Below are 21,992 nucleotides of genomic sequence, written 5' to 3' on the forward strand. Positions count from 1 at the left end.
CCACAGAACACCCACTGAGAGGCACCTCCCGAAGGATGGGCCTGGCGCAACAGTACGAGGTGTACAGAGCTCTCCTTCGCCACGCCTGGACACCAACCACGCACAAGCTCGCTAATGTCCGCGGGCGATCCAATCCGCCAAATATGGGGCTTCAGCACCAATGGTGGTGCTCTCCCCATGCCCTGGGTGCACCTGCGTAGTAGCGGGCAGGACGAGGAGCCGGTCCCGGATCGAGCGGATGATGGTGGGGAAATGTGAATAGGACCGTCCGGTAGCCCCAGGGCCACCGGCGAAAAGGGTGTCGCCCGTGAAGACAGTGCCGAGTGCGGGCGCGTAGAGACAGACGGCCCCAGGGGTGTGTCCCGGCGTGTGCAGTACGCGCAGTTCGGTCCCGGCGACCTCGATGCGCTGATCGTCGGAAACATAGCCGTTCGGATCACGGCCGGGATGGGTGTGTTTCCACAGCAACCGGTCGTCGAGGTGCAGGAGGATCCGGGCGTCGGTTTCTTCGGCCAGCTTGGGAGCTGCGTTGATGTGGTCGTCGTGGGCGTGTGTAGAGACGATGGCCGCCACCACCCGGGATCCCACAGTGGCCCTGATGGCGCGAGCGTCGTGGGCGGCGTCGATGACGACGACCTCGTGGTCGTCGCCGACGATCCAGACGTTGTTCTCGACGTCCCAGGTATCGCCGTCCAGGCTGAACGTCCCTGATGTGACGACGCGTTCGATACGTGCGCCGGGCATCAGAGGATCACCACCGAGCGCAGCACATCGCCTTGGTCCATGCGGGCGAAGGCGGCTTCAATGTCGTCGAGCGAGATCGTCTCAGTCACGAACGCGTTCAGGTCCAGTCGGCCCTGGAGATAGAGGTCGACAAGCATGGGGAAGTCGCGGGAGGGCAGGCAGTCGCCGTACCAGCTCGACTTGAGCGCACCGCCGCGACCGAAGACGTCCAGGAGCGGCAGTTCCAGCTTCATCTCGGGCGTCGGGACACCGACAAGGACGACGGTTCCCGCCAAGTCGCGGGCGTAGAACGCCTGCCGGTAGGTCTCTGGGCGGCCGACGGCCTCGATGACGACGTCAGCGCCGTGACCGCCCGTCAACTCCCTTACTGCTTCTACCGGATCGGTCTCCTTGGCGTTCACGGTGTGGGTAGCGCCCAGGGTGCGGGCCGTCGCGAGTTTCCGCTCGTCGAGGTCGATGGCGATGATTGTCGCCGCGCCCGCGAGACGGGAGCCGGCGACGGCCGCGTCACCGACACCGCCGCAGCCGATGACCGCCACGGTGTCACCGCGGCCGACGCCGCCGGTGTTGATCGCCGCGCCGATACCGGCCATCACACCGCACCCGAGCAGCCCTGCGGCGGCAGGCGAGGCCGCAGGATCCACTTTGGTGCACTGCCCTGCCGCCACCAGCGTCTTCTCTGCAAACGCGCCTATTCCCAGGGCGGGCGAGAGTTCGGCCCCGTCCAGGAGGGTCATCTTCTGTTTGGCGTTGTGGGTGTCGAAGCAGTACTGCGGGCGTCCGCGTCGGCAGGCCCGGCACCGGCCGCAAACAGCACGCCAGTTGAGGATGACAAAGTCGCCGGGCGCGACCTCGCTCACACCCGCACCGACCGACTCCACGATTCCGGCCGCCTCGTGGCCGAGGAGGAAGGGGAAGTCGTCGTTGATGCCGCCCTGCCGGTAGTGCAGGTCGGTGTGACAGACCCCGCAGGCCTGTACGGAGACCACCACCTCTCCTGGTCCGGGATCGGGCACGACGATCGTCTCGACGCGCACGGGTTCGCCCTTGGAATGTGCGACGACGCCGCGTACGTGCTGGGGCATGGCTGATCCTCTCGGTCCTGATACGACTGCTGAAGGCGGAGGGCGGTGCGCGGGGTCACCGGGTCGGGCGGACGCGTACCGGGAGAGCTGCCCAGGAGCGGAGTGTGTTGTTGAGGTGGCGCCGGGGTTCGCCCGCGAGCTCGATGTGCTCGATGCGGCGGGCCAGGGCGGTCAGCAGTGCCTCGGCCTCGAGGCGGGCGACATGCTGGCCGACGCACTGGTGGATGCCCATGCCGAAGCCGACGTGGCCCGAGGAATCGCGGGTGAGGTCGAAGCGATCGGGGTTGTTCCAGCGGGCGGGATCTCGGTTGGCGGCGCCGAGGAACATGAGAATCTTGCTGCCCTCGGGAATCACCGTGCCGGCCACCGAGACGTCGGTGGTGGCGGTACGGAAGAAGGTCTGCACCGGCGACTGCCAGCGCACTGCCTCGTCGAACGCGACCCGCGCCAGCTCCAGCCGCTCACGCAGCCGCTGCCACTCGCCGGGGTGGGTGGCGAAGGCGTAGAGGGTGGCCGCGAGTCCGTGGACGGTGGTGTCTACGCCGGCGGTGAGCAGCGAGCGCACCACGAGCGGTGCTTGCTCGGGGGTGAGGTCGCCCCGGTCGGCCGCGGCCCAGATGGCCGCGCCGAACCCCTGCTCGCCGAGCGCCTCGCGTGTGCACTGGCCGCCCACCCAGGTCGACAGCTCGGCCGTGCGGGGCGCGTCGGCCTCGACCAGTTCGTTGCGGGGGCCGAAGGCGTTGAAGGCCATGTTGCCGTAGGGCAGGAGGTTGTCGCGCCCGTCGGTTCCCAGGCCGACGGCGTCGGGGAAAACACGCAGCGGAAAGGCTTTGGCCAACTCCTCGAAGGCGTCGAAGCGGGTGCCGTCGCCGGTCAGTACGGTGTCAACGAGTTCGTCGGCCGTCGTCTGCCAGCTCTGCCGCAGCCGACGCAGGGCGGGCGGGGCGAGAAGCTCGCGCAGGACGCGCCGTGGGGCGTCGTGGTGCGGCGGGTCGGCCTCGAGGAGCAGGCTCGGGGGGCGCCACGGCTTTTCGTGGCGGAAGTTGGCGAGGCCCACGCCGGCGGCGGACTGGAAGGTCTGCCAGTCGACGAGCGCAGCGTGCACCTCTTCGTAGCGGGCCAGGGCGTGGACGTCGTAACGGGTGAGGTGGACGACCGGGCCTGCTGCGCGCAGCGCCTGGTGCAGGGGTTCCGGATGTTCAAGGTTTTCCGGGGCGAACGGGTCGGCGTCACTGGTGGGGGTCGTGACAGCAATGTGCGACGTTTCGTTCATGCGGCGGCTCCCAGTACACGGCGTAGCAGGTCTCGGCGGCTCAGATGTCCAGGACGATGCGGTCACCGCAGGAGCGGGAGACGCAGGGGAACATGCAGTCGTTGGCCGCGCGTTCGTGTTCGGCCAGAAGGGCGTCCCGGTGGTCGGGCACTCCTTCCAGGACGGGGGTCAGGCAGGTTCCGCAGGTGCCCTGCTCGCAGGAGGACAGGAGATCGACTCCGGCACGGCGGACGGCATGGAGGACCGAGACGCCGGGTTCGACGGTCACGGTGCTGCCGGTCCGGCGCAGTTCCACCTCGAAGGGCGTGCTCCGTACGGGCTCCGTCTGCTTCGCCGCCGCGAAGCGCTCGGTGCGCAGACAGTGGGGCGGCCAGGCAGTACATGCCTGCTCCACGGCGTTCAGCAGCGGCGGCGGCCCGCAGCAGTACACCTTGGTTCCCGAGGCGGGTTCGGCCAGCCAGGTCGCGAGATCCAGCAGCCCGCACTCGTCCTGCGGCACGAGACGCACGCGGTCGCCGTAGGCGCCGGACATCTCGTCACGGAAGGCCATGGACGCGCGGGTTCGGCCTCCGTAAAGCAACTGCCATTCCACGCGCATCAGTTCGGCCTGCCGAATCATCGGCAGCAGCGGAGTGATGCCGATTCCGCCGGCGATGAACAGGTACCGCTCGGCCGGAACCAGCGGGAAGTTGTTGCGCGGGGCCCCGGCCCCGACCGGGCTCCCTAGGGCGAGCCGGTCGTGCACGTACGCCGACCCGCCTCGTCCCGCCGGTTCGCGCAGCACGGCGATCCGGTAGCTGTGGGCGTCCCAGCGATCGCCACACAGCGAGTACTGCCGGGTTGTCCCGTCCGGCAGGATCAGGTCGATGTGTGAGCCGGGCGTCCAGTCCGGCAGCCGTCCGCCGTCCGGGCGGGAAAGAGTCAGGGACACGACGCCATCGGCGACGGCGTCTTTGCTGCGGACCTCCAACATCATGGTGGACGTGCTGTGTTGAGGGCCCGCTGGGGTCAGGGTGCGTACGACCACGTTGTCGCCTCCCGTCATCGGAATGCAGGAAGGATGCGCGTGGCCGCAGTCACACCGCGACGCGATTCTCACTCAGCGAGAGAGAAATTTCTCGGGAATGCCATACGGCTGTCGCGTCCCCGTCACACATGTCCCGTCGAGCCGCGCACGGCGAGGGCCCTGGAGATGCCGAGAGCCGCGGTACGTACCACGGGGACGACGACGTGGGCGTGTTCGTCGTTGGGCACGATGACCGCCAGCGCGGCGGCCACCGAGCCGTCGTCGCCGCGGACTGGGGCGGCGATACCCAGGGCATCCTCGTGCACATAGCCCGGGCAATAGGCGTATCCCTGTTGCCGTATCTCGGCGAGCAGGGCGCGCAGCCGCGAGGGCGAGACCGGGGTGCGGGAGGTGTAGGCGGTACAGGGGCCGACGAGGATGCGCTCTCTCAGTTCGGCGGAGCCATGGGCGAGGAACACCAGGCCGCTGGAGGAGGCGTGCAGAGGCAGCCGTCCGGCGATGCGGGTGTAGTTGACCACTGCTCCCGGCGCGGAGAGCCGCTCCAGGAAGAGCACATCATCGCCGTCGAGGACACCCAGCTGCACATGGTGACCGACCACGTCGTGGACCCCTTCCATGAAGGGCATGGCCGCGTCGCGCAGGGACAGCGCGGGGGACGCACGGGTCGCCAGTTCCCACAGGCGGACCCCAATCCGCACCTTGCGGTCGTCGTCCCGGCTCAGGAAGCCGTGGGCCACCAGTTCGGTCACGAGCCGTGAGGCTGTCGCCACGTGCAGCCCGGTGCGACGGGCGATCTCAGAGACGGCCAGTGCGGGAGCATCCTGGGTGAACGCCTCCAGGATGCGCGTCGCCCGGGAGAGTACCGACTCGCCGTGAGGTTGCTTCATGCCGCGCCGCTTCCAGCCGTCCTACGAACTGCCGAACACAAGAGTGCCATGGCTGAACGACTCGGCCAGTTGCACCCGTTGGAATGAATCCGAAAGCACTCGGACCCCCGCCCACCCTGGCAGGGCGGCACGAGTCACGCTGCCGCGTGACGTTATGTCCGGCACTTCCCGGAGTTTGGCCGCACGCCAAAGGAGACCCCTCCCTGACCTCATCGCCGGCCGGACTCCCGTATCTGTCCCCCTCATCTGATGGACGCCACTCCTACGTCATTTGTCGCGCACGCGACCAGGCAAACGGCCGGATAAGCAGAGTCATCCGGTCATTCCGTGGCCGCCGCATCCGGGCCTAGGGCGTGTCTTCAAAGTGGGTGGAGCCAGAGGAGCGTTGATGCGAGGGTGACCGCGGCTTCGAAGGAGGTCGCGGTCTTGTCGTATCGGGTGGCGATGCCGCGCCATTGCTTGAGGCGGTTGAAGCAGCGCTCGACGACGTTGCGGCGCCGGTAGGCAGCCTTGTCGAAGCCGCATCGCCGTTCACGGCGTCGTGCTCGCCCGGCGAGTTGGTCGACCCGTTCGGGAATGGTGGCCTTGATGCCGCGTCGGCGCAGATGGGTGCGGATGGCCCGGGACGAGTAGCCCTTGTCCGCGACCACCCGGTCGGGGCGAGTGCGGGGGCGACCGGGGCCGAGTCGAGCGACGCGAATACCCGCCATGACCTGTTCGAACTGGGTGCAGTCATTGCGGTTACCGCCAGTGAGAGTGAACGAGAGCGGGCGGCCGCGGCCGTCACAGGCAAGATGGATCTTGGTGGTCAGTCCACCTCGGGATCGACCGAGGGCGTGATCTGCCGGTTCGTCCCTCGACCTGCCCCCCTTTTCGCGCCGGCCGCGTGTTGATGGGCACGGACCACAGTGGAGTCGACGGCCACCAGCCAGTCCACGTCCGCGTTCGCGTCGCGGTCGGCCTGGACCGCGGCAAGCATGCGGGTGAACGTGCCGTCCAGGGCCCACCTGCGGAAACGTGTGTACAACGACTGCCACGGCCCGTACCGGGCTGGCACATCCCGCCAGGCGGCGCCCGCACGGATCTTCCATACGATCCCGTTCAACATCGTCCGGTCGTCCGCCCGCGGGCGACCGAACGATGCCGCCGGTAGGAACGGGCGTAACAACTCCCATTCCTCATCGGTCAGTTCATAGCGGCGACTCACAAGACCCATCATCCCGCACCGCTACTTTGAAGACAGGCCCTAACGAGCTCGTGCACGGTAGGCGGTGAGACGTCGAGCCTGGATGGTTGATCATGGTCGGGTGGTGGGGAACTCGACGCGCGCGGTGATCATCGGCAATCGGCGGATCACGGGGCTGACTGCCGGAGTGATTGCTGAACTCGTCGAGGAGATCGGACCGTTGTGGCATGAGCGTCATCAGGCGAGGCTTGCCGCTCGCCCGCGGCAGAGGGCTGTGGGCGCAGGCGCGAAGTACCGGCTGGTGTTCGTCGACCGGCTGCTGGCCACGCTGGTCCATCTTCGTCACGGGGTCACCCATGATGTGCTGGCCTGCTGGTTCGGAGCGGACCGTTCCACCGTCACCCGGGCCATCGGTGAGGTGCGGCCCCTGCTCGCCGAGCGGGGCTGCACCGTCAGCCCCGACGTGCGGCTGCGGTCTCTCGCTGAGGTTGTCGACCATCTCGGCGCGAGCGGGGCGACCGGCATCGTCGACGGCACCGAGATCCGGGTCCGCCGGCCCGCTGCCGGACGCAAGGACCGCGACAAGTTCATCTCCGGCAAGAACAAGCAGAACGCCGTCAAGTCCATGGTGGTCACGGACGGCGAAGGCCGCGTGCTGTGGTGCAGCCCGGCCCGTCCCGCAAGCTGCGCGGACATCACCCATGCCCGCCAGTTAGGGCTGGTCAACCTCTTGGCCGACGGGCCTGCAGTCGAGATCCTGGCTGATGCCGGCTACCAGGGACTGGGCGCCCAGACCGGTGGCCGGGTGGTGACACCACCGCACCGCAAGTTCAAGAAGAACGCCCCGGACTGGTACGAAGAGATGCACGAGCGCCAGCGCAAGGCGCACTCATCACGACGTATCCGTGTCGAGCACGGCATCGCCCATCTGAAGAACTGGCGGGCCCTGGCCCGCCACCTCGGCCGCCGCGAGCACATGAGCGACACCGTCCAAGCCATCGCCGGCCTGCTGTCCCACCAGCAGACCGCGGACCTGAACCCGACATGGCAGATGTGAAGCTGGGTCGCACCGAAGTTCGCGACGTCTCACCGCCTACCGTGCACGAGCTCGTAAAGCGTGTTGCACAAGGCGGTGTTCGGGCAGGTCAGGGTTAGTGAGGGCAGTCCTCTGGTCATGAGGCGAGGGCGAGGTTGTGCATCTGGGCGACGGCTTGGACGGCGTGGTGAAGGCCGTCGCCGTGCTGCCGGCAGTCGCGGAGGATCTTGTAGTTCTTCATCCGGCCGATCACATGCTCCACCCGGGCCCGCACCGTGCGATGGGCGGCGTTGTCGGCCTCCTCGCCCGCCAGCAGCTCGCGTCGGGGGCGTTTGCGGTGCGGGGTGACCATCCCGCAGTTGAGGTAGGCGCCGTCGGCCAGCATGGTCACGCCCTGGCAGTGCTGGGCCAGGCCGGAGGCCCGCCAGGCGTGCGCGTCCGCGGTGGTGCCCGGCACCGGCCGGGCCGCGGCGATCACGAGACGGGTGTCGGCATCCACAATGACCTGCACGTTTGCGGAGAACCGGTAGTTGCGTGAGGAGGAGCCGACGTGCCGGTCGCGGACCGGGATGAGGGTGCCGTCCACGATCCACAACCGGTCCGCCGCGTCGGCCGGACGGGCCACCGGCTCCAGCGCGAGCAGCGGGCCGAGCTTCTGGATCACCCGGCACACGGTCGAGGAAGAGGTCCCGAACAGCGGCCCGAGCTGCCGCATGGTCAGGTTGGTGCGGTAGTACACGGCCACGATCAAGACCCGTTCGGCCAGCGGCAGACACCACGGACGGCCCCGCAGCGTGCCGTTGCCGCCTCGGTCACGGACCACCCTCAGCAGCCGCCCGAACTGCTCCATCGACAGCCCCGTGAACGTCTCCACCCACACCCGTTCAGCCCTCAACACCCCAGCCATACACCGGATATGCCCAGTTCACGGCCTTGTGCAACACGCTTTAGGACAACCGGCGCCGGGCGGTGTCCACGAGGCCGGGGTAATGGCGGTCGAGTACACGTCGCAGGCGGTCCCGGACGTCGGCGGACACGGTGTCGTCGGAGGAGCGCGCCATCAACGGCATTTCCTCGCGCAGCAGTTGGTCGAGTGGTCGGCGGACCTCCGCGGGCAGGCGGTGCCGGTCACGGTCCCGCGCCGTCGCCAGGAGGTCCACCAGCCGGTCGAGGTGCGCATACCGCGGACCCAGCTCCGCGATCCCCCGCATGACCCGGGTGTACCGGTCGGCCAGCTCGGCCCGCGGCAGATCCGTTGTGTCGGCCAGTATCAGGGTCAGCGCATCATGGGCGAGGGACGTGGCGCGCTCCCCGGGGACGGCGACGAACGTGGTCAGCGCCGCGCCCAGGTTCGCGAGGACCGGGTCGAGCGCGTGGCGGGTGATGCCGTCCGACGTCGGACCCGACACCGCCGACTTGTGCCAGAGCTCGTCCCAGTACGTGCGCTGCCAGCAGCCGTCCTGCCCGCGGCCGCGCCCGAACAGCCAGTTAGCGTCGAGCGGGTCCGGGACGAGGGGCGGGCCAGGGGTACGCAGCCGGATCTCGAGGCGGCGTCGGCCTGCCTCGTTCCAGCGGTGGTGGGTCTCCAGCGACAGGGCGAAGTCCGTCCACTGCGCCTCGTCCATCGACGCGCGCCACAGCAGGCAGTGCCGCAGCCATGCGTCGGCCGCGGCGTCGTCGGCAGCGTCGGGGAAGAGGTCGGCGGCGGTCGCCGCGTCGTAGAGGGCGACGATCACGAGGACCAGGTTGGAGCCGTAGATGCCGTGCCGGGACGAGGTCGGCAGCGGCTGCGGACAGTACGCGGCGTGCTCGTCGCCTGTGCGGGTCCGGTGTCGGTACAGAACCTGCACGAGCCGTGCCGCCAGCCGCCGCCGTTCCCCGTCGGACATGCGGCCCAGCAGCTCCCGGGCGAATCCCAGCATCTGGCGCGAGGCCAGGGACGCGTACGAGAGCAGGGCGTAGGCAAGGTCGTCGTCCGCTTCGTCGTCCGGGGCTGGCGTGTTCGAGGCCGCGAGGTCCCGGAGCAATCGCACGGCGAGCCGCACCGCCAGGTACTCGCCGAAGGTGGCGTGCAGGAACTCATAGGTCGCCAGGTCCTCCTCTCTCCATTGGGAGCGCGCCCGGTGCACGAAGAAGAAGCGCCCCAGAGCGATTTCCCCCTCCTTCAGCAGGGCACCAGTTCCGGTCGGGCCGGCGGCGGGTCGGTGCGGGAGGGCGGTCAAGTCCTGGTCGAGTTCGCCGGCGGACACCCATTGCCGCCGCCGGTTGACCGTGGCGAAGGCGACGAGCGACAGACGGTGCAGTTCCCGTTCAACGAGGTCGCTCGTTACATCGTCGGGGACGGCACCGCGGGTGGCCTTGCCGACCTCGCGCCGGGCGAAGGATGACAGGAGCTGCTCGTAAAGTTCCGTGACGGCCAGCGGCTCGGCGTCCTCACGGGGCAGACCGCCCTCCGTCGCGTCGTACAGCGCAAGCATCGTCAACAGCAGCGGCTGGGTGGCGAGTTCGGTGTGCCGGGCGACGGTCTGCCAGGACAGCGGGCGCGCAGCCGACGCGTTGGTCCGGTTCCAGATGGCGAGCCATGTCCTGACCTGTTCCGGACGGAACGGCTCGAGGCGGAGGGCGACCGTGCCCTCGGGGAAGCGGGCCCGGTCCGCAACGGCGGTCCGGCTCGTCACGAGCACCACGACCGGGCGTCCCTGCTCGCTCTCGCGCCGCTGGAAGCGTGCGACCCGCGTCAGGTAGTCCTGGTGGTGTGTTCCGGTGGTCTGGAGGAGTTCGTCGAAGCTGTCGAGGAGCAAGACAGGGGTCGAGCCACCGGCGGCTCGGACCAGGTCCGGCCATGTGGTGCGTTCGCCGGTGGCGATCCTGATGGCCTGTTCGATCTGGTCCTGGAGGTCGCTGTCCGCCCGTACCTCGCGCAGTGGCACCCGTACGGGCAAGAAGCCGGCGCCCGGCAGACGCGCGGCCAGGACGCGGGTCAGCACCGACTTGCCGGCGCCGGGCTGGCCGAGGACGAGGAGCGGCGCCTCGGTCAGCACCGGGTTCGTCAGGGCGCCCACCAGGTACCGCGTCAGGTCGCCCCGTACGGCGTGCCGCTCCCACCAGGTCTCGTCGGCCGGGCCCGCGCGCCCCTGGGGCTGCGCGACCCGGAAGTCGGGGTCGATGTACAGGGCGCCCAGCGAGGGGACGCTGACTCCCTCGGGGGTGGTGGAGGCGTCCAGGACGGGGTGGTCCAGGGCCGCGGTGTGCGCCCGGCAGAGCCGGTCGGCCACGTCAACGGGCCGGTCGAGGGCACGGGTCGTCGCCGCCAGCAGCGCGTCGATCCCGTCGAGCGCGCGGCGCACCGCGGCCCGGGTGGACTGGTGCTCGGCCTGCGTCACCCAGAAGGCGAACTCGGGAGCGGTGACGCACAGTTGGGAGAAGAGGCCCTGGTACTTGGCTTGGGCGGCCGACGTCATCCGGGACAACTCCAGGTGGGCCGCTGCCTGTTGGTAAGGGGGCAGCGCTTCCCACATGGCGAGGCCCTGGAGGAAGGCGATGAACCGGGTCGCGTACTGCTCGTACCGGGACCGGAGCGCCGCCGAGATTTCCTCGGGCGGGGTGTGCGGGGTCGGGTACGGCAGGCCCGTCGCAAGCAGCGACGCGACGAAGTCGGCGTCGTGCCCCTCGGCGAGCCGGAGCTGTTCGGATCGGGTCAGTTCCACGTCGTCCAGGGAGAACGGCAGCACCACCTCCTCCAGCGCCTGGAACCAGGCCACGAGGACGATGACCGTATGGGCCGCGCGCAACACATCGGTGCGGTCGGCACGGCGGGGCGTCCGGCCCAGCCGGCCCCCCGCGTTGCGCAGGGCGTCCCGGCCGAGGCCCACGATCCGTCCGCGCTCGGACACCATGCCCAGCACCGTGCCGCTCACCCCGCCTGTCGCCACGTTCAGCACGCCCCCCAGGGCACGGTCCAAGGCCGCGATCCGCGCCGAGTCCACCCCCAGCAGATCCAGGGCGTCCGTGAACGACAGCAGTCTTCCCGCCCCCACCTTGTCCCCCGTCACTCAAGCTCCGGTCAGCCCCGCGCATCCCCACACTACGAGCACGTCGCAGGAGCCGTAACGGCTTCTCCGGCGCAGACCGCCTGGGGAGCAGACCCGCATCGCGCTGGATGCCCACCCCCGGGAGGAGATCAGTAGGTGAGCAGTGGGCGCCCAGTCGCACCTCGGTCCGGATCTCGCCCCGGCGCACCGCGACGTAGGCGCGGACCATGCCGTAGGAGATGCCGTCGGCGTGATGCGCTTCCAGCAGTCGGTCGAAGATCGCGGTGCGCCGCTGCTTGCGCGGCGCATTCAAATCCGCCCGCAGCATCTCTCCACCAGCGACTTGAACGGATCGAGTCTGGTCGGCCGAGGCGGGAGCTACTTCCGCGGCTGCGGTCACGGGGACGTCAGCGCCTGCTGCACTGTGGGATGGCCGACCCCGTAATTGCGCATCAACGCGCGCTTGCTCAGTCCGGCACGGTGGTCACGGCGGATCGCCGCGTACAGACCGGTCCTCGACTTCGGCGTCATGAGCGGCCCCCAGCAACATGAAGCATCCCCATGCTCCCACCGCAACCCCTCGGGTGTTGCTGGAACTTGTCAACACCGTTCCCCGCGAACTCCCGGTGTTGTCAACGCTGAGCGACAAACGTTGCTGGGACCCGGGATACGCGCGACGGTCACCCACGCCCATCGCGTACCGCCGATTCTGAGCGCGCGCCCAGGCGCGCAGTTGCCCCTGTGGGCACAGAGCCGATGTCTCGCCACCTTCACGCTCGGGCATCGGTGAGGAAACCGAACAGGGTGATCGATCGCGGGTACCAGCCGAGGGGCAGAGCGCAGGCTGGCCTGTGAGTCCGATGACGCCCACCTGGTCTGCGCTGCTCACGTCCTGACTACATTGACGGCATGAACCCCTCGCTGCCGCTCCACATAGCCGATCTGCTGGCGAAGACACCCAAGATCAGAGTCATCAAGGAACTGCGATCGTTGACCGGCTTCTCCTTCGAAACTGCCAAGGGATTCTGCGACGCCGTGGAAAGCCGACGTTTCCTCCAGGAGCAGGTACCACCCGAGTTCGGAGGCGGCAGCCTCGTGACACGGGTCCGGCTGATGCAGTCCGACGAGAACAGCGTTGAGGCCGTCAGGCTGGTGCAGGACGAAACCGGCATGACCATGATGGAGGCTCGCCGGTTCATCGCTTCCCTGGACCACCCCGCCAGCTGAGAGTCTCCAAGACTGGATCTGCAACCCCCCTCACCCGAAACAGATACCTGCCCCCACCGCGCAGAAGCCATGACCAAGATGGCCATGGTCGGCTTGATAAGCCGTCGACTCAGCCGCAAGTCGACCCAGAACTGGCGCGACACCTGACCGCCCACCGACAGTCAGACCTCGTAGGGCCAGACCGTGACGTTGCCCGGTGCCACGCGGACCTCGACCCACGACCCATCGACACCATCCGGCAGAGGCGGGTTGGCAAGATCGAACAGGATCACCGAGCCGCCCACGTCCAGGGCCGCCCCTCCGTCCTCATCGAGACGCAGCTGGCCACGCAAGACGATGCGGTCGCCGTCTTGCCACAGTCCAGGCGTTCCAGCAGTGCTTGGCCGGGCGTTCTCCGTCCAGACGATGTCCTCATCCACGGTCCACTCGACGCGGTGCTCTCGCCCCACCGCCTGGGGCCCCCGCCAGAGCACCACAGCAGTGCCCACTGCCGAGTCCACTCGGACGAATATGGGCCCCGACCGGTCCGGCTGCACTGCCTCTACCTTGACCAACACCCAGCCATCATCCTCGACGGGCTTACCAAACACCTTCGCCAGAACGAAACACGCTTTCAGTCCCGCGAGGTGGGCAGGCGGTTGAGCCCGGTCTCGGTCATGATGCGCTCGACCGTCTCCTCCAGCGGGCTGTCGACACCGATCACGCACTCCAGAGCGCCGGGCAGCAGATCACGCTCGCGATACCACTCCCGCAGGTGCCCCTCGTTCACCTGCGCCAGATACACCGCATCGGCTTTCGAGGCATGCCGCTCAAAGGTCTCCTCCAGCCCGACATCGAGGTAGTAGCAGCGGGAGATGCCGCAGTGGTCGGCCACCAGACGCCCGAGCATGTCCCCGTACCGGTCCGCGTACAGGATCCCCTCGACCACCACGTGATAGCCGGCATCCAGGGCGTAGCGGGCCACCGCGTCGATCAACCCGATGTTCTTGCCGCCCGGTACATCCCGTTCCCGCAGCACGGTCCGCCGCAGATTGTCCTGCCCCACCAGGGCCAGGCCGCGGCCGAACCGGTCCCGGATCCCTTGCGCCACAGACGACTTGCCCGACGCCGAGTTGCCGCGCACCACCACGAGCCGCGTCTCATTCGTTCCCACACTCACCCGCGTCACCGTAGCCACCTTTAACGTGGCGGCGGTCTCCTGGATGGACGAACGCCACGGCGGGCAGCACGGCCGCACCGCCCTGATCGCCTACCTGCGCGGCGGTGTCGCCCGGCTGTGCCGGGGCCGATTCCGCACCGGCGAGGTCCGCGCCCAGACGCTGTCGGCAGCCAGCCGGGGCGTGCTCCTCTCCCGTTGAAAGGCGTAGGACGCAGGCGACCCGGTCCCTCGCACCGCGGCTACTACCCGCAGTCCTACGCCCCGGCCATCAAGTCCGGGGTGCGCGAGCACAACGGGTCCGTCATGCGGACCATGGCGATGAAGAGACTGGAACTGCACCGGCCCGAGCACAGCCAAAGCCTGGCCGAGACCGGACTGAACCGGGCCAATGGCCACGTCGGCGCCCAGACCAAGGCTTGTTGCGAAGCGTGCACGCCCACACGCTCGCCGGGACCAGGCAACCCATGGCAGCGATCGCCCAGACCCGGCAGGCCCACCAACTGCTCGCCGACGGCGCACGCCGCGGGGACGAGGTTCCGTTCTGGGCACTGACCTGGGGACCACCGGTCGGCTCGCTGCACTAGCGGGCGACGAAGGTCCTCGAAACGCTCGGCGATCACCAGGAGGCCGCCGCCGAGTACGCACGCGCCGCCGTGCGAGTCGTCGGCGAGACAGTACCCGGCTGTTGCCCGTATCCGTGGGGAGAAGCCGCAAATGCTCTTCGCCTATCACAAAGCGTCATGCCGGCAGCCTCGCACGGCAACTTCCCAGACGGCCACCGCCACTGCGTAAAGTTCTCCCGGTGATTGAGTCGATTGATGTGAACCTGCGCGTTCTTCTTGAGCAGTGGCACGGTGCACCCACGCTTCCTGCCGGCCCCGCGTTGCCGGAGCACGCCTGGCTTCCACCGGCCCTCGCGGAATGGTATGCGCTTGCTTCACAGTGGCAGGATCACTTGATCACGCTGAAAGAAATACTGCCGCCGGAGCAGATTCAATCCGAAGGCGGAGTCTGCATTTTCATGCAAGATTTCGGCGACCAAGCGTGGGCTTTCGATATCGCCGAGCCAACAGTTGTACTGGAGGGGCAATCTGACGGGTCATGGGTGAAGTCTTCGGAAGGTTTTGAAGAATTTTTGGTCCACAACGCGGTGCACGACGCCGCCTACAGTGCCCCGCATCGGCGCTCAAGCACCTCCGTACCCAACTCGCTGATCCCAGATGTCGTATCCCCCCTCCAACGGGTCAACTTCGGCGGCTGGCATTGGCCTCGCCCAGGGCACCAGATCTTCCTCGGCAAAGATCTGATCGCTGACATCGGGCCAGCGATGGAGGATGAAGCGCCGTGGGGGAACCGTGACGGGTACAGCGAGGTGCAGGTAGGCGCGCTCAGCGCTGGACGCCTCGATTATTTGGACTCTATCGATGAGATCTCGTGGACGAGGTCTCCGCTTGGATAGCCGCAAACATGCTTGGGCACCGGCAATCCGCTTAGAACTCCTAACGAAATGATCTTCAAGGTGGTTGGATCACTCCAAGGCTGTTGATCTGGGGGTGCGCAGTGGCTCGGCGGAAGCCGTGGGATGTCGATGACGAGCTGTGGGCGGTGATCGAGCCGCTGCTGCCGATGGTTGAGCGTCGGTACCGGCATCCGGGGCGGAAGCGGCATCCGGACCGGCAGGTGTTTCAGGGCATCTTGTTCGTGCTGCACACCGGGATCGCCTGGGAACACCCGCCGCAGGAGCTCGGCTTCGGTTCGGGCATGACGTGCTGGCGCCGCCTGGCCGAGTGGACCGAGGCCGGCGTGTGGCCCCGGCTCCATGAAGCACTCTTGGCCAAACTCCGGAGCGCGGACGCCCTGGACTTCTCGCGGGCGGCCGTGGACGGCTCCCACATCCGGGCGTTAAAGGGGGCTCCAAGACGGGACGAAGCCCTGTTGACCGGGGCAGGACGGGCAGCAAGCACCACCTGATCACGGACGCCACTGGCATCCCGCTCGCCGTCACCCTGACCGGCGGCAACCGCAACGACGTCACCCAGCTCATTCCACTGCTCCAGGCAGTGCCGCACGTACGGGGTCAGCGCGGCAGACCTCGACACTGCCCCGACGTCGTGCTCGGTGACCGCGGCTACGACCACGACAAATACCGTCGCCTCGTCCGCGCGCTCGGTGTGAAGCCACTGATCGCACGACGCGGCACCGAGCACGGCTCCGGACTCGGAACCCAACGCTGGGTCGTCGAGCGCGCCTTCGCCCACCTGCACTGGTTCCGCCGCCTGCGGATCCGCTGGGAGATCCGCGACGACATCCACGAAGCCTTCCTCACTCTCGGGTGCGCACTCATCTGCTGGCGACGCCTGTCACAGGCGGCCCGGGCCCTCGCCCTCCCGCAGTAGCCATTCCCGCACCGAAGGAGCACGGTCAAGGAGCCGCCTGACCTGCATGCCCTCTTCGCGTGAGGTCACTTTCGGCAGCGGGGCGAAGTCGTCGGGGATCACATCCAGCAGGCTCAGCACACGGTCTCCCGTACGCAGAGTGATCAGCAGTTCCCACCGCACGTGACGTGGTACGTCCGGGCGGTGGGACAAGGTGTGCCACAGGGCCGGCCACAGATAGTGGGTGCCGTCAGGCGCCGCATTCGCGCGCACCCACGCCGGGTCCAACCGTTGACTCAGGCCGAGGTCACACGCCCGCTCCTCCAGCCTGAACAGCGAGGCCGAATCGACAGCCTTCAGCTCGCGAGGCAACGGCTGTTCCAAGTCCATCGCCCCATGCTGCCCGACGGCATCCCACGACGAGGAGCCGACCCCAAAGTGTCATTCCGTTAGGAGTTCTAACGAGCTCGTTAGGCTCCGTCCATGTCTGAGTCCACCTCCGATCCCCGTCTACAAGCCTTGATCAATCGACTGCAACCGGGCCCGGTAGAGAAGGCGGTCATCGTCGGCTTCGACGGCTCTGATGCCCTCGTGACCTTTGAGGACGAGGTCGGGCGAATCGATCGACAAGAGTTGTCGATGCGTCGTGTCGAGCATCCCTCGGAAATCTTCAGGGTGGGCCAGGAGATCGAGGCCGAGGTGATCGGACGTTGGCGTGGAGAGCTGCATCTGTCCGCAAGGGCGTGCGAGAACCCCGAACTGAGAGCCTTCCTGCTCGGCATTCGGCCGGGGCAAATCCTGACCGGAACCGTGTCGGCGGTCCACAACTTCGGGGTCTTCGTCCATATGGATGGCGAGCCTGATGGACTCTGCACTGGGTTCATCCGCGTCGTCGACCTGACGTGGTCGCGAATCAACCACGCCTCCGAGGCCGTCGAGGTCGGGCAGCGCGTCACCGGGGAGGTGATCACGTCCGAGACGCGCCGGGGACAGGTCACCGTGTCCTTGAAGGCCCTGCAGGAAGACCCGCTCCTTCGATTCGCCGATCACGTTGACCAGGTTATTTGCGGTCCGATCACGAAGATCATCCCGTTCGGTATCTTCGTGCAACTCGCTGACAGCGTGGAGGGCTTCCTGCACCTGTCGGACCTGACCGAGGAGCCTGTTGAGAGCCCTGACCTGCTCGTTCGCGAAGGTGAACTGATCACCGTGCGGGTCTCCGAGGTCGACCTTCAGCGTCACCGGGTCAGACTCTGCTCAGCCAGGACTGGCGACGACGTCTGACTCCTCGTCCGTTCATTCCCGCCACAGCCCGTTGAGTGAGGTCACAGCTGTGCGCGAGGACAGGTGCTCGCGCAGAGCCTCGTTGTCGTGGTGGAGGGCCGCGATCACGGTGGCCGCAGCGTCGAGACGCTCGTGGAGCTGGGTGCATCTGCCGGCCCCATCAGCACGCGGCTGGGGCTGTGCAAAAGGGGCTGCGCGACGATCAGAACCCGACGATCACGCACTCGGACGTTCTCGTGGCGGCCTGAGTACGAAAGTACATCTGGCCAGCGACAACCGGGCACGGCCGTTGGCCTTCTACGTCACCGCCGGCCAGGCGGACAATGCTCCCGCATTCGAGGCCGTCATGGCCAGGATCCGCATCCCCCGACGCGGACTCGGCAGGCCCCGGACTCGGCCGGAGACCGTCCTCGCGGACCGCGCGTACTCTTCCCGCGCGATCCGCGACCATCTCCGACGGCGGGGGGGCATTCGCGCCGTCATCCCGCAGCCTGCCGACCAGGTCGGACACCGCCTGCGCAGAGGGCGAGCCGGAGGTCGCCCGCCAGGTTTCGATGCGGAGGCATACACGCAGCGCAACACCGTCGAACGGTGCATCAACCGCTTGAAGCAATGGCGTGGTCTGGCGATGCGCACGGACAACCTCGCCCTGGCCTACGAGGCTGCTTTGCACTTGGCAGCCATCCTGATCTGGTCTCGCTCGACGCGGTGATCAGAGCAGCTCGTGCACGACCAGGCGCGAATGCTTCCCCGAAAAGGCGCCTCGCAGGGCTCGGGCCTCACGGTTCCGGGCAGCGAAGACTCCTCGCTTGTCCACGTGCACGACCACCACGTCATAGCTATCGATGACCTCGGAGATGCCCCGCGTCTGGATGGTGTCCCGCCAGGCTTCCGTGTTCCGGCCGAACCACTCCGGCAGTCCGCAAGGCTCAGCCACGGCGTCCCAGAAGTCATCGAGCGTCTCGATCGGCCTACCCCGCAGGTCAACCACCAGCTCCGACTCAATCCTCTTGGCCATCACGACAGAGTAATCGGCCCTCTTCCAAGGCGTCAGAGCTCCAAAGAGACAGGGCCTAACGAGCTCGTGCACGGTAGGCGGTGAGACGTCGAGCCTGGATGGTTGATCATGGTCGGGTGGTGGGGAACTCGACGCGCGCGGTGATCATCGGCAATCGGCGGATCACGGGGCTGACTGCCGGAGTGATTGCTGAACTCGTCGAGGAGATCGGACCGTTGTGGCATGAGCGTCATCAGGCGAGGCTTGCCGCTCGCCCGCGGCAGAGGGCTGTGGGCGCAGGCGCGAAGTACCGGCTGGTGTTCGTCGACCGGCTGCTGGCCACGCTGGTCCATCTTCGTCACGGGGTCACCCATGATGTGCTGGCCTGCTGGTTCGGAGCGGACCGTTCCACCGTCACCCGGGCCATCGGTGAGGTGCGGCCCCTGCTCGCCGAGCGGGGCTGCACCGTCAGCCCCGACGTGCGGCTGCGGTCTCTCGCTGAGGTTGTCGACCATCTCGGCGCGAGCGGGGCGACCGGCATCGTCGACGGCACCGAGATCCGGGTCCGTCGGCCCGCTGCCGGACGCAAGGACCGCGACAAGTTCATCTCCGGCAAGAACAAGCAGAACGCCGTCAAGTCCATGGTGGTCACGGACGGCGAAGGCCGCGTGCTGTGGTGCAGCCCGGCCCGTCCCGCAAGCTGCGCGGACATCACCCATGCCCGCCAGTTAGGGCTGGTCAACCTCTTGGCCGACGGGCCTGCAGTCGAGATCCTGGCTGATGGCGGCTACCAGGGACTGGGCGCCCAGACCGGTGGTCGGGTGGTGACACCACCGCACCGCAAGTTCAAGAAGAACGCCCCGGACTGGTACGAAGAGATGCACGAGCGCCAGCGCAAGGCGCACTCATCACGACGTATCCGTGTCGAGCACGGCATCGCCCATCTGAAGAACTGGCGGGCCCTGGCCCGCCACCTCGGCCGCCGCGAGCACATGAGCGACACCGTCCAAGCCATCGCCGGCCTGCTGTCCCACCAGCAGACCGCGGGCCTGAACCCGACATGGCAGATGTGAAGCTGGGTCGCACCGAAGTTCGCGACGTCTCACCGCCTACCGTGCACGAGCTCGTAAGGGCTGTCCCGCAAATGATCTCTGAGTGGCCTCGGGCAGTTGCGCGGAAACCGCGCACATCGTCGTCGCCGGCCCGTTCGGCCGAGCTAGCCGGTCTCGGGGTCGTCATGGATGGTCAATGATCCGGCGAGGTCCAGGTCGGCGACGTTGCCGTGTGCCCCGGCGCGGACGAGCAGCACTGCGCCGAGCGCGGTGCTCCAGAACGTCCTGGTCTCTACGTCGAGCGGTCGACGGGCCCTCCAGCCCCGACCGTCGATGAGTTGGCTCACGAAGCGCTCGGATTGCCGGAACAGCAACTGGAGGTGCTGGTCGACCACGGGGGCGAGTTCGGGCCTAGAGATCCCGGCGGCGAGTGCTCGCGCGACTGACGGGAGTGAGGGCATGGCCAGTACGGCGCGGGCGATGTTGCGCCGAAAGGTCGCCGCGTCGGGGGCTTGGCGACCGATGCGCTCAATCCGTCGGGCGTCGTGCAGCAAGCCGACAAAGGCGGCGTGCACGAGCAGCAAGTCCTTGGAGCCGAAGTAGTAGGTGACCTGATTGGGGAAGACGCCTGCCGCTTCCGCGATCTCGGCAACGCTCACCTCGGCACCGGGCCGTTCCGTGCAGAGCCGTGCAGTTGCCTCGATCAGCCGGCGTCTCGTCGCGCGACCGCGGTCGCGCGACGAGACGCCGGCTGATCGAGCTTCGGTTCGCTTCTTCTCCATGCCCAAATTGTATGTGATACAACAATGGCGTTCGCTTGTATCGCATACAAGAAAGGTTGAAGGGCATGCCCTGGACTGAAGTCGTCGTGACCGGACTCGGCGCGATCACGCCACTCGGCGCAAACGTGGCGTCTACGTGGGACGCCCTGCTTGCCGGCGAGTCCGGTATCCGCGGCGGCGTCCTGCAAGGCCACAACGACGTCGGCCTTCCCGATACCGCCGCGGGCACGATGGCGATCGACCCCGCCGAGTTGCTGCTGCCGGTGCAGGCCAGGCGGCTCGACCGCTCACAGCAGGCGGCCTTCGCCGCAGCGGGCGAGGCCTGGGCAGATGCAGGCACGCCGGAGGTGGACCCGGACCGGCTTGCATCGGTGATCGGTACGGGCATCGGGGGCGTACGGACGCTGTTGAAGGAAGATGACGTACTGGAGGCGGCCGGGGTTCGGCGCGTCTCGCCACGCACGGTCCCGATGCTCATGCCCAATGCGGCGGCGGCGCTGATCAGTATCGAATATGGTGCACGGGCCGGGGTCTACACGCCCGTCTCAGCGTGCTCTTCGGGTGCCGAGGCGATCGCTCTGGGAGCCAGGCTCATCCGTGCCGGCGAGGCAGACGTGGTCATCGCGGGCGGGACCGAGGCCGCGATCACCCCGATCACTGTCGCCGGCTTCGCCCAGGCACAGGCACTGTCGCGGCACACCGCCGAACCCGCTTCAGCGTCACGGCCGTTCGCCGCGGACCGCAGCGGATTCGTCCTCAGTGAAGGCGCCGCTGTCGTGGTGCTCGAAAGCACCGAGCACGCCAGCGCCCGAGGCGCGCGCGTCCACGCGGTGCTCGCGGGCGCCGGCATCGCCGCCGACGCCCACCACATCACAGCGCCAGCTGCCGACGGCTCCGGTCAGATCTCGGCCATGCGGAAGGCTCTCGCGCAAGCCGGCCTGGCTCCCGAGCGGATCAGCCACATCAACGCCCACGCCACCGGAACTCCGGTCGGCGACGTCGCCGAGGCGCACGCGATCGGGGATGTATTCGGCCGCGCCACCGTGACGGCCCCTAAGGCGGCGCTCGGTCATCTCTTTGGGGCTGCTGGTGCGATCGAGGCCCTCATCGCCGTCCTCAGTGTGGAGCACGGCGTCATCCCGCCGACCCGCAACCTCACCGAGGTCGGCGTCGGTCCCGACATCGATCTCGATGTCGTCGCAGAGCGACGAGACGTCCCCCAGGAGGCGGTGCTCAGCAACTCCTTCGGCTTCGGTGGGCAGAACGTCTCCCTCATCGTCACCGGCGCACGGCACCACGCGTCCCGTACGGCCTCGACCACACGGTGACCCACGCGAACGCACCATTGTCCGTGGAGGGTCGCCGCCGATTGATCGAGCGTTGCAGGACTCGTCCGATCGCGCATGTCGCCGCAGAGATGGGGATTTCCCGAGCAACGGCGTCGAAGTGGGTGAACCGGCACCGTCGACACGGCGAACTCGGATTGATTGATCGAGGCTCGACGCCGCATCATCAGCCGAGTGCGACACCGGTCGACGTGGTCACACGCATTGAGGAGATGAGGCGTGCCCACAAGTGGTCGGCCACTCGCATCGCCCACGAGCTCGCCGTCGACGGGATTGCGATCTCGCGCCGTACGGTCACCCGCCACCTGGCCATCCTCGGTCTGAACCGACGGAAGTTCATCGACCCCAACGGCAGAACCAACCGTCTTCTCGACTGGGTCGAACAGGACGTGCGCACTTACGCCGACGGCGAACCGCACGACGACGCCGCCCTGCTCGCCCTCACCTGGCTCCCCCGCCTTGGCAAGGAAGACGAAGGCGCAGCCGGCGACCACTGACGGC

The 21,992-nt window shown here is 67.9% G+C and carries 22 protein-coding genes and 2 pseudogenes; 10 read left to right on the top strand and 14 right to left on the bottom strand.

Translation table 11 applies throughout. The features are described from left to right. Nucleotides 1–111: 111 nt before the first annotated feature. The 6 genes and pseudogenes from V2W30_RS04120 to V2W30_RS04145 all read right to left on the bottom strand — a co-directional run bounded on the left by V2W30_RS04120 (nt 112) and on the right by V2W30_RS04145 (nt 6,232). Complete coding sequence (locus tag V2W30_RS04120; protein WP_338693738.1) at nt 112–744, bottom strand: MBL fold metallo-hydrolase; 633 nt, start codon at nt 742–744, stop codon at nt 112–114. Beyond that, entirely contained in the window at nt 744–1,829 is a 1,086-nt protein-coding gene (locus V2W30_RS04125) for an S-(hydroxymethyl)mycothiol dehydrogenase (protein ID WP_338693739.1), read from the bottom strand. Before V2W30_RS04125 ends, V2W30_RS04120 begins: the two co-directional genes overlap by 1 nt. 55 nt (nt 1,830–1,884) lie before the next feature. Continuing rightward, a complete protein-coding gene (locus tag V2W30_RS04130) occupies nt 1,885–3,102 on the bottom strand; it encodes a cytochrome P450 (RefSeq protein ID WP_338693741.1) in 1,218 nt (405 codons plus the stop codon). A 40-nt stretch (nt 3,103–3,142) separates the two neighbouring features. Beyond that, a complete protein-coding gene (locus tag V2W30_RS04135; RefSeq protein ID WP_338693742.1) occupies nt 3,143–4,078 on the bottom strand; it encodes a PDR/VanB family oxidoreductase in 936 nt (311 codons plus the stop codon). Between the two features lie 173 nt (nt 4,079–4,251). Then, nucleotides 4,252–5,016 (bottom strand): IclR family transcriptional regulator, encoded by a 765-nt coding sequence (locus V2W30_RS04140; RefSeq protein WP_338693744.1) that lies wholly within the window; start codon nt 5,014–5,016, stop codon nt 4,252–4,254. A gap of 359 nt (nt 5,017–5,375) precedes the next feature. Beyond that, nucleotides 5,376–6,232 (bottom strand): annotated as a pseudogene (locus V2W30_RS04145) (IS5 family transposase). Nucleotides 6,233–6,323: 91 nt separating this feature from the next. On the opposite strand from V2W30_RS04145, the gene V2W30_RS04150 reads away from it, so the two are divergent. After that, complete coding sequence (locus tag V2W30_RS04150; RefSeq protein ID WP_338693548.1) at nt 6,324–7,259, top strand: transposase family protein; 936 nt, start codon at nt 6,324–6,326, stop codon at nt 7,257–7,259. A gap of 115 nt (nt 7,260–7,374) precedes the next feature. Here V2W30_RS04150 and V2W30_RS04155 read toward each other — a convergent pair whose 3' ends face one another. The 3 genes from V2W30_RS04155 to V2W30_RS04165 all read right to left on the bottom strand — a co-directional run bounded on the left by V2W30_RS04155 (nt 7,375) and on the right by V2W30_RS04165 (nt 11,800). After that, nucleotides 7,375–8,145 carry a transposase family protein gene (locus V2W30_RS04155; RefSeq protein WP_338693547.1) on the bottom strand — a complete coding sequence of 257 codons (771 nt, stop codon included), beginning with the start codon at nt 8,143–8,145 and terminating at the stop codon, nt 7,375–7,377. A gap of 40 nt (nt 8,146–8,185) precedes the next feature. Next, nucleotides 8,186–11,290, bottom strand: a complete 3,105-nt coding sequence (locus tag V2W30_RS04160) for a hypothetical protein (RefSeq protein WP_338693746.1) — start codon at nt 11,288–11,290, stop codon at nt 8,186–8,188. Between the two features lie 375 nt (nt 11,291–11,665). Beyond that, on the bottom strand, nt 11,666–11,800 hold the full coding sequence (locus V2W30_RS04165) for a hypothetical protein (protein WP_338693748.1): 135 nt from the start codon (nt 11,798–11,800) through the stop codon (nt 11,666–11,668). A gap of 378 nt (nt 11,801–12,178) precedes the next feature. Between V2W30_RS04165 and V2W30_RS04170 the strand changes: the two genes are divergently transcribed. Further along, nucleotides 12,179–12,496, top strand: coding sequence for a hypothetical protein (locus tag V2W30_RS04170; RefSeq protein WP_338693750.1), 318 nt, complete (start codon nt 12,179–12,181; stop codon nt 12,494–12,496). Between the two features lie 161 nt (nt 12,497–12,657). On the opposite strand, the gene V2W30_RS04175 is transcribed toward V2W30_RS04170, so the two are convergent. Both V2W30_RS04175 and V2W30_RS04180 read right to left on the bottom strand, forming a co-directional pair. Continuing rightward, nucleotides 12,658–12,915, bottom strand: a complete 258-nt coding sequence (locus tag V2W30_RS04175) for a hypothetical protein (protein WP_338693752.1) — start codon at nt 12,913–12,915, stop codon at nt 12,658–12,660. 194 nt (nt 12,916–13,109) lie between these two features. After that, on the bottom strand, nt 13,110–13,664 hold the full coding sequence (locus tag V2W30_RS04180; protein ID WP_338693754.1) for an AAA family ATPase: 555 nt from the start codon (nt 13,662–13,664) through the stop codon (nt 13,110–13,112). Between the two features lie 34 nt (nt 13,665–13,698). Here V2W30_RS04180 and V2W30_RS04185 point away from each other — a divergent pair, with 34 nt between their 5' ends. The 3 genes from V2W30_RS04185 to V2W30_RS04195 all read left to right on the top strand — a co-directional run bounded on the left by V2W30_RS04185 (nt 13,699) and on the right by V2W30_RS04195 (nt 16,051). Then, entirely contained in the window at nt 13,699–13,854 is a 156-nt protein-coding gene (locus V2W30_RS04185; protein WP_338693755.1) for a hypothetical protein, read from the top strand. Between the two features lie 603 nt (nt 13,855–14,457). Next, a complete protein-coding gene (locus tag V2W30_RS04190) occupies nt 14,458–15,114 on the top strand; it encodes a hypothetical protein (RefSeq protein WP_338693757.1) in 657 nt (218 codons plus the stop codon). Between the two features lie 167 nt (nt 15,115–15,281). Further along, nucleotides 15,282–16,051 (top strand): IS5 family transposase gene (locus tag V2W30_RS04195; RefSeq protein ID WP_338703472.1). Its coding sequence is split into 2 segments (ribosomal slippage): nt 15,282–15,561 and nt 15,561–16,051, totalling 771 coding nucleotides; the frame shifts between segments, so codons are not numbered across the junction. Here the strand turns inward: V2W30_RS04195 and V2W30_RS04200 are convergent. After that, entirely contained in the window at nt 16,016–16,420 is a 405-nt protein-coding gene (locus V2W30_RS04200; RefSeq protein WP_338693759.1) for a hypothetical protein, read from the bottom strand. The genes V2W30_RS04195 and V2W30_RS04200 overlap by 36 nt on opposite strands. Nucleotides 16,421–16,513: 93 nt before the next feature. On the opposite strand from V2W30_RS04200, the gene V2W30_RS04205 reads away from it, so the two are divergent. Together V2W30_RS04205 and V2W30_RS04210 are read left to right on the top strand one after the other, a co-directional pair. Then, complete coding sequence (locus tag V2W30_RS04205) at nt 16,514–17,314, top strand: S1 RNA-binding domain-containing protein (protein ID WP_338693761.1); 801 nt, start codon at nt 16,514–16,516, stop codon at nt 17,312–17,314. A gap of 142 nt (nt 17,315–17,456) precedes the next feature. Next, nucleotides 17,457–18,026 carry an IS5 family transposase gene (locus V2W30_RS04210; protein ID WP_425244479.1) on the top strand — a complete coding sequence of 190 codons (570 nt, stop codon included), beginning with the start codon at nt 17,457–17,459 and terminating at the stop codon, nt 18,024–18,026. Here the strand turns inward: V2W30_RS04210 and V2W30_RS04215 are convergent, their stop codons facing one another. Continuing rightward, a complete protein-coding gene (locus tag V2W30_RS04215; RefSeq protein ID WP_338693763.1) occupies nt 18,027–18,332 on the bottom strand; it encodes a barstar family protein in 306 nt (101 codons plus the stop codon). Nucleotides 18,333–18,448: 116 nt separating this feature from the next. Here V2W30_RS04215 and V2W30_RS04220 point away from each other — a divergent pair, with 116 nt between their 5' ends. After that, entirely contained in the window at nt 18,449–19,384 is a 936-nt protein-coding gene (locus tag V2W30_RS04220; protein WP_338693765.1) for a transposase family protein, read from the top strand. Between the two features lie 143 nt (nt 19,385–19,527). On the opposite strand, the gene V2W30_RS04225 is transcribed toward V2W30_RS04220, so the two are convergent. Next, nucleotides 19,528–20,145: a TetR/AcrR family transcriptional regulator C-terminal domain-containing protein gene (locus V2W30_RS04225; protein ID WP_338693767.1), complete on the bottom strand. Its 618-nt coding sequence runs from the start codon at nt 20,143–20,145 to the stop codon at nt 19,528–19,530. A gap of 65 nt (nt 20,146–20,210) precedes the next feature. On the opposite strand from V2W30_RS04225, the gene V2W30_RS04230 reads away from it, so the two are divergent. After that, nucleotides 20,211–21,473 carry a beta-ketoacyl-[acyl-carrier-protein] synthase family protein gene (locus V2W30_RS04230; protein ID WP_338703473.1) on the top strand — a complete coding sequence of 421 codons (1,263 nt, stop codon included), beginning with the start codon at nt 20,211–20,213 and terminating at the stop codon, nt 21,471–21,473. Continuing rightward, a pseudogene (locus V2W30_RS04235) lies at nt 21,470–21,856 on the top strand (helix-turn-helix domain-containing protein); the annotation flags it as partial. The gene V2W30_RS04230 and the pseudogene V2W30_RS04235, both read left to right, overlap by 4 nt. Nucleotides 21,857–21,992 lie beyond the last annotated feature (136 nt).

It is taken from the genome of Streptomyces sp. Q6, from assembly GCF_036967205.1.
GTDB classification, from domain to species: Bacteria; Actinomycetota; Actinomycetes; order Streptomycetales; family Streptomycetaceae; genus Streptomyces; species Streptomyces citrinus.

Bases quoted from the DNA above. Each gene is read 5' to 3' on its own strand.
- V2W30_RS04200 (WP_338693759.1), bottom strand. From the start codon at position 16,420: ATGGACTTGGAACAGCCGTTGCCTCGCGAGCTGAAGGCTGTCGATTCG.
- V2W30_RS04215 (WP_338693763.1), bottom strand. From the start codon at position 18,332: ATGGCCAAGAGGATTGAGTCGGAGCTGGTGGTTGACCTGCGGGGTAGG.
- V2W30_RS04130 (WP_338693741.1), bottom strand. From the start codon at position 3,102: ATGAACGAAACGTCGCACATTGCTGTCACGACCCCCACCAGTGACGCC.
- V2W30_RS04120 (WP_338693738.1), bottom strand. From the start codon at position 744: ATGCCCGGCGCACGTATCGAACGCGTCGTCACATCAGGGACGTTCAGC.
- V2W30_RS04225 (WP_338693767.1), bottom strand. From the start codon at position 20,145: ATGGAGAAGAAGCGAACCGAAGCTCGATCAGCCGGCGTCTCGTCGCGC.
- V2W30_RS04125 (WP_338693739.1), bottom strand. From the start codon at position 1,829: ATGCCCCAGCACGTACGCGGCGTCGTCGCACATTCCAAGGGCGAACCC.
- V2W30_RS04165 (WP_338693748.1), bottom strand. From the start codon at position 11,800: ATGACGCCGAAGTCGAGGACCGGTCTGTACGCGGCGATCCGCCGTGAC.
- V2W30_RS04170 (WP_338693750.1), top strand. From the start codon at position 12,179: ATGAACCCCTCGCTGCCGCTCCACATAGCCGATCTGCTGGCGAAGACA.
- V2W30_RS04140 (WP_338693744.1), bottom strand. From the start codon at position 5,016: ATGAAGCAACCTCACGGCGAGTCGGTACTCTCCCGGGCGACGCGCATC.
- V2W30_RS04135 (WP_338693742.1), bottom strand. From the start codon at position 4,078: ATGATGTTGGAGGTCCGCAGCAAAGACGCCGTCGCCGATGGCGTCGTG.
- V2W30_RS04155 (WP_338693547.1), bottom strand. From the start codon at position 8,145: ATGGCTGGGGTGTTGAGGGCTGAACGGGTGTGGGTGGAGACGTTCACG.
- V2W30_RS04230 (WP_338703473.1), top strand. From the start codon at position 20,211: ATGCCCTGGACTGAAGTCGTCGTGACCGGACTCGGCGCGATCACGCCA.
- V2W30_RS04205 (WP_338693761.1), top strand. From the start codon at position 16,514: ATGTCTGAGTCCACCTCCGATCCCCGTCTACAAGCCTTGATCAATCGA.
- V2W30_RS04185 (WP_338693755.1), top strand. From the start codon at position 13,699: ATGGACGAACGCCACGGCGGGCAGCACGGCCGCACCGCCCTGATCGCC.